Origin of the sequence: Streptomyces sp., from assembly GCF_036566765.1 — a bacterium.
GTDB lineage: Bacteria > Actinomycetota > Actinomycetes > Streptomycetales > Streptomycetaceae > Streptomyces.
On the sequence record NZ_DATCVQ010000169.1, the window covers coordinates 1 to 11,686 of the forward strand.

Consider the following 11,686-nt stretch of genomic DNA (forward strand, 5'->3'; position numbering starts at 1 on the left):
CGACGAGATCTTCGTCAAGGTCATCGACATCGACCTCGAGCGCCGTCGCATCAGCCTCTCGCTGAAGCAGGCCAACGAGGCCTTCGGTGCCGACCCGGCCTCGGTCGAGTTCGACCCGACCCTGTACGGCATGGCCGCGTCCTACGACGACCAGGGCAACTACATCTACCCCGAGGGCTTCGACCCCGAGACCAACGACTGGCTCGAGGGCTACGAGGCTCAGCGCGAGGCCTGGGAGACCCAGTACGCCGAGGCGCAGCAGCGCTTCGAGCAGCACCAGGCCCAGGTCATCAAGTCCCGCGAGGCCGACGAGGCCGCCGCTGCCGAGGGTGGCACCGCCGCTCCGGCCGGCGCCCCGGCGGGCGTCTCGGGTGGTTCGTACTCCTCGGAGTCGGACGACAACTCCGGCGCCCTGGCGTCGGACGAGGCCCTTGCCGCGCTGCGCGAGAAGCTGGCCGGCGGCCAGAGCTGAACAGGCTCTGCGCTAGCAGCCAGTAGCTAGCCGCTCGTACAGAGGCCCGCCCCCCGGTTCGTCCGGGAGGCGGGCCTCTGTCGTGTCCCCCGGACTAAACGCCTTCCAGGGACTGAACACCTTCCAGCGACTGAACACCTTCCCGCGACGAATCGCCTGCCCGGACGAAACCCGCCGCGCCGCGGGGAATGCACGCGCTGTGACCGGCGTTGACGCGTACGGACACGAGGAGGAGCGGTAATCGTGCTTGATCCCCAGGATTTGTACGCGTGGGAGCCCAAGGGCCTGGCCGTGGTGGACATGGCGCTGGCACAGGAGTCGGCCGGACTGGTCATGCTCTACCACTTCGACGGATACATCGACGCCGGCGAGACGGGCGAGCAGATCGTCGACCGGATCCTCGACACGCTGCCGCACCAGGTCGTCGCCCGCTTCGACCACGACCGGCTCGTCGACTACCGCGCCCGCCGGCCCCTGCTGACCTTCCGCCGCGACCGCTGGACCGCCTACGAGACCCCCGCCATCGAGGTGCGCCTCGTCCAGGACGCCACCGGCGCGCCGTTCCTGCTGCTCTCCGGCCCCGAGCCGGACGTGGAGTGGGAGCGCTTCGCGCTCGCCGTCCGCCAGGTCGTCGAGCGCCTCGGCGTCCGGCTCTCGGTGAACTTCCACGGCATCCCCATGGGCGTGCCGCACACCCGCCCCGTCGGCCTGACCCCGCACGGAAACCGCACCGACCTCATGCCCGGCCACCGCAGCCCCTTCGATGAGGCCCAGGTGCCCGGCAGCGCCGAGTCCCTCCTCGAGTTCCGGCTGACGGAGGCCGGACACGACACCCTCGGCGTCGCCGCACACGTCCCGCACTACGTCGCGCGGTCGGCCTACCCCGACGCCGCGCTGACCGCGCTCGAGGCGATCACCGCCGCGACCGGTCTCGTCCTGCCCGGCGTCGCCCACTCCCTGCGGACCGAGGCGCAGCGCACCCAGACCGAGATCGAGCGGCAGATCGGCGAGGGGGACGAGGAGCTGGTGTCCCTGGTCCAGGGGCTTGAGCACCAGTACGACGCGATGGCCGGCGCCGAGACCCGCGGCAACCTGGTCGCGGAGCCCGTCGACCTGCCGTCCGCGGACGAGATCGGGCGCGAGTTCGAGCGCTTCCTCGCGGAGCGGGAGGGCGAGGCCTGATCCTCTAATATGGCTGCGGGCTGTGCCTCCAGCTATGTTCCCCGCGCATGCGGGGATGGTCCCGTGGGCCTGACTGGTGGAATCGGCACCGGTAATTGCTCCCCGCACACGCGGGGATGAGAGCTGGAGGCAAAGTCGTGCTGACCGTCGGCCTGACTGGTGGAATCGGCGCCGGCAAGAGCGAAGTGTCGCGGCTGTTCGTCTCGTACGGGGCCGTGCTGATCGACGCCGACAAGATCGCGCGGGAAGTCGTGGAGCCCGGCACCCCCGGGCTCGCGGCGATCGTCGAGGCGTTCGGCGAGGGCGTCCTCACCCCCGAGGGTGCGCTGGACCGGCCCAAGCTGGGTTCCCGCGTGTTCGCCGACGCCGAGAAGCTCGCGACGCTGAACGCCATCGTCCACCCGCTGGTCGGGGCCCGGTCCGCCGCGCTCGAGCGGCTCGCCGGCCCGGACGACGTCGTGATCCACGACGTCCCGCTGCTCACCGAGAACAGGCTCGCCGCGCTGTACGACCTCGTGGTCGTCGTGGACGCGTCCGCCGAGACCCAGCTCGACCGGCTGGTCCGGTTCCGCGGCATGGCCGAGTCCGAGGCCCGGAACCGGATGGCCGCCCAGGCCACCCGCGAGCAGCGGCGCGCCGTCGCCGACCTCGTCATCGACAACGACGGGCCGCTGGAGGCGCTGGAACCCCAGGTGCGCAAGGTCTGGGAGCAGTTGCGGGAGCGGGCCGCGCACAGCGAGTAGGCCGGCGCAGATCCTCGTCGGCGTGGCGTCCGGTCGGAATACCGCTGTCGTGACCGCTGTTGAACCGCCGGAGCGAGGGGAAGGATGCCAGCGTGGCCTACACGAACCCGGAGACCCACGTCATCGACTTCCGCGCGGCCGAGCAGTTGCTCGCCGCCCGGGACCCGCGCGGTGCGGTGAAGCTGCTGGACTCGGTGATCGGCGCCCATCCCGAGAACACCGCAGCCCGGCTGCTGCGTGCCCGCGCCTTCTTCGCCGCCGCCCAACTGCGCCCGGCGGAGCTCGAGTTCGAGCTGGTCCTGGAGCGCGAACCGGACAACGCGTTCGCGCACTTCGCGCTCGCCCGCACCTTCCAGCGCTCCGGCCGGCCGCATCTGGCCATCCGGCACTTCCGGCTCGCGGCGGCGCTCGACCCCAAGCCGGAGTACCTGAAGGCGGCCCGGTTCGAGTCCGAGGGCAGACCGGCCGCCGAGGACTGACCGGTCCCGTCCCGGCTCACCCGCTGCGCGGCCGGCGTCGTCCGTCGCCGCCGTGGTCGGGTTCGTACGGGGGGATGTCGCGGCCCGGCTGGTAGTGCGGGCCCTGATGCAGGTGGCGCAGGATCATCGCCATGTCGACGGCGACCACCAGGAGCAGCACGCCGCAGGCCGCCGCCCAGCCCGGGCGGCCGACCAGCGAGAACACGGCCGTGCCGAAGCCGGCCCAGATCAGACCCCATAGACTCAGCCAGAATCGCATCCGCAGCGGGCTGCGTGCGGTCAGCGGCTCATTCCCGGTACGCATGACGGTCGCATCTCCTCGCGAGGCCACCAGGGCCTACTGGGGGTGTACCCGCGCCGTCGCCGTTCACCGGTACGGATCGAAGCCGGTACGGATCGAAGCCGGTACCGAGCGAAGAGGGTACGGAGCGACGTGGGGGCGGATATGGACGACGGCGTGTCGGCGCAGGCCCGGAGCTGGCAGGAGACCGCGGTACGCCGCTCCCGGGTGCGGGGCTGTCTGCTGGGCGGCGCGATCGGCGACGCGCTCGGCAACCCGGTCGAATTCCTCTCCCTGGACGCGATCCGCCGCACGTACGGGGACCGCGGCGTCACCGGCATGGTGCAGGACGCGGACGGGGTGATCGGCCGCGTCACCGACGACACCCAGATGACGCTGTTCACCGCCGAGGGCCTGATCCGGGCCCGCGCCCGGGCCGCAGAGAAGGGCATCGGCGGCGCGGAGACCACATGCCTTCAGCACGCGTACCGGCGCTGGCTGGACACCCAGAACTACCCCGCGCCGCCCGCGCGCGGCGGGAACGACCTCGTTCGCACCGGATGGCTGCGCACTCAGCCCTGGCTGTACGCGCGCCGTGCGCCCGGCAACGCCTGCCTGACCGGGATCGCGGCCGGGCACGTCCCCGACCCCTCGGGCGCGCCGGGGGAGCCCGGGCCGGTGAATCCGCAGTCGAAGGGGTGCGGCACGGTCATGCGGTCCGCGCCCTTCGGGCTGACCGGCGGGGACCCGGCGCGGATGTTCGCCCTGGCCGCGGCGGCCTCGCGGATCACCCACGGCCATCCGACCGCCTCGCTGTCCGCGGGCGCGTTCGCCGCGATCGTGGCCTACCTGCTGCGGGGAGAGTCCGGCCCGGCGGCGGTGCTGCGTGCGATGGAACTGCTGCGGCGGCACGCCGGGCACGAGGAGACCACGGCGGCGCTGCGGGCCGCCGTGGACCTGGCGGGCACGCCGGGTGCACCGAGCCCCGAGCGGGTGGAGTCGCTGGGGGCCGCGTGGATCGCAGAGGAAGCGCTGTCCATCGCCGTGTACTGCTTCCTCGCGCCGACCGCCTCGGCGGCGGAGGCCCTGCTGCTCTCGGTCAACCACTCCGGGGACAGCGACTCCACCGGCTCGCTCTGCGGAAACCTGCTGGGCGTCGCGTACGGCGACGTCCAACTGCCGGTGGAATGGCTGATGCTGACGGAGGGCCGGACGGTGATCGCCACGGTCGCCGACGAGTTCAGCCTGCAGTTCGAGCACAACAAGGCCGTGTACGGAGCGCCCGTGCACTCCGCCGACCGGTACCCGGGAAACTGATCGAGGAAAGTCCCGCCGGGAGCGATGAGTTCGGGACTCCGGTCCTGTCTACCTCTGTGAAAGCGAACGCAACGCCGACACGAGGAGCACACCATGACCACCCTGACCCCCGAGGCCACCACCGCCACCACCGTCGCCCCGGGTTCCGGGAAGCGACTGAGCCGCCGCGCCGACATCTCCGTGCGCGTCCTGCAGGTCCTGCTCGCCCTCATGTTCGCGATCCCGAGCGCCGGGCCCAAGCTGATCGGCCACCACTACGCCGCGGAGAGCTTCGCCAGGATCGGCTGGGGCGACTGGTTCATGTACACGGTCGGCGGGCTCGAACTGGCCGGGGCGATCGCGCTGGTGATCCCGATCCTCTCCGGCGTGGCGGCGACGGCCCTGATCGGGCTGATGGCAGGCGCGTTCACCTTCACGCTGGTCTACATCGACGGGGAGAACGCGGCCACCCCGCTCGTCTTCGCGGCGCTGCTTGCCGTGGTGGCCTGGACCCGTCGCGAGCAGAACGCACGCCTGTTCGCCCTGCTGCTGCGCCGGGCATGACACCGGCATGACCGTCATGGAGGAGAAGACCGACGGCTGCCCGAGGACCGCACGCGGCATCGCGGAGCTGCTGCGCAGCGACGTCGTCCGGGAGCGGCGCGGCGCGCAGTGCCGGCGCATCGACGCCGCCGGGATCACCGTCGTGGACATCCTGTGCTGCGAGGACCGCCCCTCCTTCGTGGGGCCGGGGGTCCAGGAGGAGCACTGCGTGGTCCTCACCCGCTCCGGCGGGTACCTGCGCCAGGTGGCCGGCGAGGAGTTCTTCGTCGACGCCACCGGCGGCTACCTGACCAGGCCGGGCGACGAGCACCGGGTCGCCCACCCCGTCGGCCCGGGCGACCGGTCCACCGACATCCGGATCGACGCGCAGCTGTACGCCGACCGCTTCGACCGCGCCCCCGGCCGCTCCCGTCTGCTTGCCGTCACCGGCACCGCCGATCTGCGCCACCGGGCCCTCCTGGCCGCCGCCCGGCGCGGTGCCGAGACCTTCGAACTGGCGGAGCGGATCCACGGGTTGCTCGACGAGCTCGCCGTCACGGCCGGCCACTGGACGCCGGACACCCCCGCCCGACGCAGCACTCTGCGCGTCCACCGGCGGCTCGTCCGCGACACCTGCGCCGTCCTGGCCGGCGGCGTCCCGGCGCTGCTGCTGCCGCTTGAGGACCTGGCGCGCAGGGTCGGCGTCTCGCCCCACCACCTCAGCCGCGTCTTCCACGCCGTGACCGGTACGACCCTGACGCGCTACCGCAACGAACTGCGGGTCCGCGGGGTCCTCCAGGACCTGGAGGAGGGCGCGGACGGCCTGCGGACGCTGGCCGCCGCGTACGGCTTCGCCGACCAGGCGCATCTGACGCGGACCTGCCGCGCCCATACGGGTCATGTCCCCAGCGCCGTACGGCGACTTCTCGCCGATCGCGCATGAATGTTCAACGCCACTGAAGCGGCCGGGCCCCACGATGTCCGTGATGCGACTGCCGGCGTGCCATTGATCCGCCCGGCGACGCATCGGTGATGCGTCCGACGACTTCGAGCGTTCGACCGGGGGACCGAGAATGACCCTGTTCACCCGCGCCGGTGTGGCGCTGGCGACCGTACTGACCGCCGTCGCGTGCGTGGGATCCGCGCCCGCGGGCGCCGCACGGACCTCCGCCCCGCCAGGTGCCGCGGAGCTGACCGGCCAGCGGCCCTGTCCGGGGCAGCCCGACGTGACCTGCGCCGACCTGACCGTGCCGCTCGACCGCACCGGGACCGTCCCCGGCACGCTGAAGCTGCGCACGGCCGTCTTCGGGGACGCCGACGCGCCCCGGGGCACGCTGCTCTTCCTCACCGGCGGGCCGGGCCAGCCGGGCGTGCCGTATGTGGCGCGGTTGCGGGGATGGCTCCCCAAGGCGCTCGCCGAGTACCGGCTCGTGATGATCGACCAGCGCGGCACCGGGACCGGGGCGATCGACTGCCCGGACCTCCAGAAGCAGGTGGGGTCCAGCGACACCGTCCCCCCGACCCCTGAGGCGGTACGCGCCTGCGCCGGGCTCCTGGGCGAGAAGCGGAACTTCTACACGACCGCCGACACCGTCGCCGACCTGGAGGACCTGCGCCGGGCCCTGCGGCTGCGGTCCTGGACCCTCGACGGCGTCTCGTACGGGACCTTCGCCGCCGGGCAGTACGCGCTGCGCCACCCCGACCGGGTGCGCAGGCTGATCCTCGACTCGGTCGTCCCGCTCGACGGCGCGGGGGTCCTCTACGAGGACGCGATGGGCCACTCGGCATGGGTGCTGCGGACCGCGTGCCGGGAGCAGAGCTGCGGCTTCGACCCGGCGAAGGACCTCGCCCAGGTCGTGCGGCGGGACGGGAACGGCGTCGGCGTGTTCAACCTGCTGGTCCTTGCGAGCATCGTCGACCCCAAGCTCGACGACCCCCGGCTCCGCATCCTGGACGCGCTGCACGCCTCCGCGGGCGGCGACCGGACCCGTCTCGACCGGCTGGTCGCCGGGTTCGCCGACCCGGGCGGGGAGCCGGCGGAGGACTTCAGCTCAGGCCTGCACGCGGCCACCCTGTGCGCCGACTCGGCCTGGCCCTGGGGCGACTCCGCCGCGCCCGTCGAAGGCCGCGAGAAAGCCCTGGCACGGGCGGTACGGGCGATCCGCCCGGCCGACGTGTGGCCGTTCCAGCGGAGCACGGCCGGCGGGCAGGGCATCCCGCGGACCTGCCTGCCCTGGCCGTCCTCGCGCCCTCTCCCGCCCGCGCCCGACCGGCCGCTGACCATGCCCGTCCTGCTGCTGGCCGGCGACCGAGACCTGTCCACGCCGATGCGCTGGGCCCGCCGGGTCGCGGCGGAGCATCCGCGGGCCGAGCTGGTCGTGCTCGAAGGCGTCGGACACGCCGCCCAGGGCCGCAGCGAGGAAGGGGCCCGCGTCGCCCAGGACTTCCTGCTGCGCTAGCGGGGGGCGTCAGGCTGCACGGCGACGGCGCGCCGCGCCCGGGACGGGGGTCCGGGCGCGGCGCGCCGTGGTGTCCGCAGGGGACGTCAGTGGACGACGGTGTAGCTGTGCCAGAGCCGTGCGCGGGGCGCGATCGTGTCGCTGGTGTTGGTCGCCACGTACGTCGAGACGTCGCCGCTGCAGTTCCGGGTCGGGTAGAGGACGAGATCGAGCAGCGTGCGGTTCTCGAGCCTCGTCACGCCGGACGGCGCCAGCCGGTGGCAGCCGTTGACCGACGGACTGGTGACCGTGACCACGAGCTCCCGCTCGGTCTCGTACGTGAGCGTGCCCACGGCGGTGCGGCCGAGGCCGGAGCAGCCCACGACAGCGAAGGACATGAGCGTGGCCGCGGCGGCGATGCCGAGGCGCCGGTGAGGGGACATGACGGATCCTCGTCTGTACGGGTCGGGTACGGGTCGGAACGGGTCGGGTACGGGTCGGAACGGATCGGGTACGGGTCGGTACGGAAGAAGGCGGTGGCGCTGTTCCTCGCCACCATCCCGTGCCCGGCACCCCCTGTCACCCGATGCTGGGCCGCCCGGGCTACACCGCGTGACGACCCGTTGTCAGTCCTCGCCCGTATCGTCGGAGGTCCAGTCGGAATCCGTCGCGGATCGGGAGGTGACCAGGTCGTGAGCCCCGCATGGCACAGCTGCGCCGTCGTCTTCCTGCCCGCCGCCCTGCCCCGCGAGGGACGGGTCGCGTTCTGGGCGCCCGACGGCGGACCGCTGCCCGAGCCCCCGGACGGGACGGGAGCCCGCGCCGAGCTGACCGTCGTCCGGCGGCACGGCGGCGGCGCCCGCGGTCGTACGGTCCCCGCCGTCGTCCTGCCTGTCGCCGCGGCCCTGCCGCATCTGGTCTCCGCCCGGCGCCATCCGGCCGCCCACCCCGCGGCGGCCTGCTGGGGCGCCGCCGCGCTGCACGCGCTGCAGCTGATCGCGCGGGGCAGGCTGCTGCCCGGGCTGACCGCCGAGGACATGGACGCCTGGCGCGCCGGTCCGCTCGACCCGGACGACATCGCCCATCTGCGGGCCGTCGCCGCGGCCATGCCGTACGAGGCGCATGCCGTGCCCGCCCCCGGGGCCGGCCCGCTCCGGGTGCCCGACCCCGAGGCCCTGATCCGCGCCTTCCTCGACGCCGTCGCCGACACGCTGCCCCGCACCCCGGCGGCCGCGCACGCCGCGGGCCGGCCCTTCGCGGCCCTTGCCCCGCAGCATCTGCCGCAGGCCCGCTCCTGGGCGGCGGAGGCCGCGGCCGGGATGGACGCCGGAGTGCGGGTGTCGCTGCGCCTCGACCTGTCCGGGTACGAACTCTTCGACATCGCCGAGGACGGCGGCGAGGAACGGCAGGCCGCGGCCGCGCTGCTCCAGGTGCACAGCCTCGCCGACCCCACCCTCGTCATCGACGCCGCCGCCCTGTGGGCGGGGGACGGCGACGAGCACTTCGGGCCGCGCGCCCGGATCGACGCCGTCCTCGCGCTGCGCCGCGCGGCCCGCGTCTGGCCTCCGCTCGGCCGGCTCCTGGAGCGCGACGTCCCCGACGTCCTGGCCGTCACCGAGGACGAGCTGTACGAGCTCCTGGGCCCGGCCGCCGCCCGGCTCGCCGACGCCGGGGTCGCCGTCCACTGGCCCCGTGAACTGGCCCGCTCGCTCGCCGCGACGGCCGTCGTCCGCCCCGCCCGCTCCGCGCCCGGCTCCGCCACCGACGGCACCTCGTTCTTCGACAGCGAGGAACTGCTCCGCTTCAACTGGCAGCTCGCACTGGACGGGGACCCGCTGACCGAGCGGGAGATGGACGCGCTCGCCGAGTCGCACCGCCCCGTCGTCCGGCTGCGCGACCAGTGGGTGGTCGTCGACCCCGCCCTGGTCCGCAAGGCCCGCAAGCGCGAACTGGGCCTGCTGGAACCGGTGGACGCGCTCGCCGTCGCCCTCACCGGCACGGCCGAGATCGACGGCGAGACGGTCCCCGCGACGCCCGTCGGCGCCCTCGCCGCGCTCCGGGACCGGCTCGTCGGCGGCCCCGAGAACATCGCCCCGCCACCCGGCCTGGACGCCACGCTGCGCGACTACCAGCTGCGCGGCCTCGCCTGGCTGGACCTGATGACCTCGCTCGGCCTCGGCGGCTGCCTCGCCGACGACATGGGGCTCGGCAAGACCGTCACGCTCATCGCCCTGCATCTGCGTCGCGCCCGTCGCGCCCCCACCCTCGTCGTCTGCCCGGCCTCCCTGCTCGGCAACTGGCAGCGGGAGATCGAGCGGTTCGCCCCCGGCGTCCCCGTCCGGCGCTTCCACGGCTCCGACCGGTCCCTCGACGGCCTCGACGGCGGCTTCGTCCTCACCACGTACGGCACCATGCGCACCAGCGCGCCCCGACTGGCCGAGCAGGACTGGGGGATGGTCGTCGCCGACGAGGCGCAGCACGTCAAGAACCCGTTCTCCGCGACGGCCAAGGCGCTGCGGACGATCCCCACCCCGGCCAGGGTCGCCCTCACCGGCACCCCCGTGGAGAACAACCTCTCCGAGCTGTGGGCGCTGCTCGACTGGACCACCCCCGGACTCCTGGGCCCGCTCAAGGCGTTCCGCGCCCGGCACGCCAGGGCCGTGGAGAACAACGAGGAGATCGAGCACCAGGAGGCGGTCGAGCGTCTCGCCCGGCTGGTCCGCCCGTTCCTGCTGCGCCGCCGCAAGTCCGACCCCGGGATCGTGCCCGAGCTGCCGCCCAAGACCGAGTCCGACCACCCGGTGGCCCTCACCCGTGAACAGGCCTCGCTGTACGAGGCGGTGGTGCGCGAGACCCTGGCGCAGATCGAGGGCGCCGAGGGCATCGCCCGCCGCGGCCTGGTGATGAAGCTGCTCACCTCGCTCAAGCAGGTCTGCAACCACCCCGCCCAGTACCTGAAGGAGCCCGCCGGGCGCGCCGGCCACCGGCTGGCCGGCCGCTCCGGCAAGCTCGCCCTGCTCGACGAACTCCTCGACACGATCCTCGCCGAGGGCGGCTCCGTCCTGGTCTTCACCCAGTACGTGTCCATGGCGCGGCTGCTCTCCGACCATCTGGCCGCGCGCGCCGTCCCCAGCCAACTCCTGCACGGCGGCACGCCGGTGGCCGAGCGGGAGCGGATGGTCGACCGCTTCCAGTCCGGCGACGTGCCGGTGTTCCTGCTGTCCCTCAAGGCCGCGGGGACCGGGCTCAACCTGACCCGCGCCGGCCATGTCGTCCACTTCGACCGCTGGTGGAACCCGGCCGTCGAGGACCAGGCCACCGACCGCGCCTACCGCATCGGACAGACCCAGCCGGTGCAGGTGCACCGGCTGGTCGCGGAGGGCACGGTGGAGGACCGCATCGCGGAGATGCTGCGCTCCAAGAAGGCCCTCGCCGACGCCGTCCTGGGCTCCGGCGAGGCGGCCCTGACCGAACTGACCGACCGCGAACTGGCCGACCTGGTGTCCCTGAGGAGGCTGTCGTGAACCGCCGCATCCCCGCCGGCCGCCCCGGTTCCGGACCGGCCGCCCGCCACGACGACCGGCGAAGGACCTTCCCGCAGGTGCCCCCGCGCGAGGCCCCCGACGGCCGCTTCGCCGCCACCTGGTGGGGCAACGCCTGGGTCGAGGCGCTGGAGGACACCGCCCTGGACCCGGCCCGGCTGAGCCGGGGCCGCGCGTACGCGGGCCGCGGCCAGGTCGACGCGATCACCGTCACGCCCGGCCGGGTCGTCGCGTACGTGCACGGCAGCCGGCCGCGCCCGTACCGCACCGAGATCCGGCTGCGCACGCTCGGCGACGACGACTGGGAGCGGTTCCTCGACGCGGCCGCGGCCCGCCCGGAGCACATCGCCGCCCTCCTCGACAAGGACGTGCCGCACGCCCTCGCGGCCGTCGCCGACCTGCTGCCCGCGCCCGGGGACCTGATCCCCGACTGCTCCTGCCCCGACGACGGCTTCCCCTGCAAGCACGCCGCCGCTCTGTGCTACCAGGCGTCCCGGCTGCTCGACGAGGACCCCTTCGTCCTCTTCCTGATGCGCGGCCGTGGCGAGCAGGAGATCCTCGCCGCGCTGACCCGGCGCAACGCGGCGCAGTCCGCCGCCGAGAGCACGAGCGCCGCACCGGCGATGCCCACCGTCCCGGCGCGCGCCGTGCTGCCCCCGCGCACCGGGGGCCATGCCCTGCCGCCGCTGCCCGACCCGCTGCCCGCCCCCG

Annotated in this window: 11 protein-coding genes and 1 pseudogene; 10 read left to right on the forward strand and 2 right to left on the reverse strand. The window is 73.9% G+C overall.

Annotated elements, in window-relative coordinates; genetic code table 11:
* From rpsA to VIU94_RS09100, 4 genes and pseudogenes are all read left to right on the forward strand, one after another.
* Positions 1-472: pseudogene (gene rpsA / locus VIU94_RS09085) on the forward strand (30S ribosomal protein S1); the annotation flags it as partial.
* Positions 473-715: 243 nt separating this feature from the next.
* Positions 716-1,654: a PAC2 family protein gene (locus VIU94_RS09090; RefSeq protein ID WP_331909444.1), complete on the forward strand. Its 939-nt coding sequence runs from the start codon at positions 716-718 to the stop codon at positions 1,652-1,654.
* 137 nt (positions 1,655-1,791) lie between these two features.
* Positions 1,792-2,397, forward strand: a complete 606-nt coding sequence (gene coaE / locus VIU94_RS09095; protein WP_331909446.1) for a dephospho-CoA kinase — start codon at positions 1,792-1,794, stop codon at positions 2,395-2,397.
* A 92-nt stretch (positions 2,398-2,489) separates the two neighbouring features.
* Positions 2,490-2,876 carry a tetratricopeptide repeat protein gene (locus VIU94_RS09100; protein WP_331909448.1) on the forward strand — a complete coding sequence of 129 codons (387 nt, stop codon included), beginning with the start codon at positions 2,490-2,492 and terminating at the stop codon, positions 2,874-2,876.
* Between the two features lie 16 nt (positions 2,877-2,892).
* On the opposite strand, the gene VIU94_RS09105 is transcribed toward VIU94_RS09100, so the two are convergent.
* Entirely contained in the window at positions 2,893-3,180 is a 288-nt protein-coding gene (locus VIU94_RS09105) for a DUF6343 family protein (protein WP_331909450.1), read from the reverse strand.
* Between the two features lie 141 nt (positions 3,181-3,321).
* Here VIU94_RS09105 and VIU94_RS09110 point away from each other — a divergent pair, with 141 nt between their 5' ends.
* From VIU94_RS09110 to VIU94_RS09125, 4 genes are all read left to right on the forward strand, one after another.
* The gene (locus tag VIU94_RS09110; protein WP_331909452.1) at positions 3,322-4,473 is read left to right on the forward strand and encodes an ADP-ribosylglycohydrolase family protein; all 1,152 of its coding nucleotides are present in this window, start codon (positions 3,322-3,324) and stop codon (positions 4,471-4,473) included.
* 93 nt (positions 4,474-4,566) lie between these two features.
* Positions 4,567-5,016, forward strand: coding sequence for a DoxX family protein (locus VIU94_RS09115; protein ID WP_331909454.1), 450 nt, complete (start codon positions 4,567-4,569; stop codon positions 5,014-5,016).
* Between the two features lie 7 nt (positions 5,017-5,023).
* Positions 5,024-5,938 carry a helix-turn-helix domain-containing protein gene (locus VIU94_RS09120; protein WP_331909456.1) on the forward strand — a complete coding sequence of 305 codons (915 nt, stop codon included), beginning with the start codon at positions 5,024-5,026 and terminating at the stop codon, positions 5,936-5,938.
* Between the two features lie 130 nt (positions 5,939-6,068).
* Positions 6,069-7,454, forward strand: coding sequence for an alpha/beta hydrolase (locus VIU94_RS09125; RefSeq protein WP_331909458.1), 1,386 nt, complete (start codon positions 6,069-6,071; stop codon positions 7,452-7,454).
* Positions 7,455-7,540: 86 nt separating this feature from the next.
* Here the strand turns inward: VIU94_RS09125 and VIU94_RS09130 are convergent, their stop codons facing one another.
* On the reverse strand, positions 7,541-7,876 hold the full coding sequence (locus VIU94_RS09130) for a hypothetical protein (RefSeq protein ID WP_331909460.1): 336 nt from the start codon (positions 7,874-7,876) through the stop codon (positions 7,541-7,543).
* A gap of 249 nt (positions 7,877-8,125) precedes the next feature.
* Here VIU94_RS09130 and VIU94_RS09135 point away from each other — a divergent pair, with 249 nt between their 5' ends.
* Entirely contained in the window at positions 8,126-10,957 is a 2,832-nt protein-coding gene (locus VIU94_RS09135) for an SCO1167/SCO6262 family helicase (protein WP_331909462.1), read from the forward strand.
* The coding region (locus VIU94_RS09140) for an SWIM zinc finger family protein (protein ID WP_331909464.1) at positions 10,954-11,686 on the forward strand (733 nt) is incomplete at its 3' end. The genes VIU94_RS09135 and VIU94_RS09140, both read left to right, overlap by 4 nt.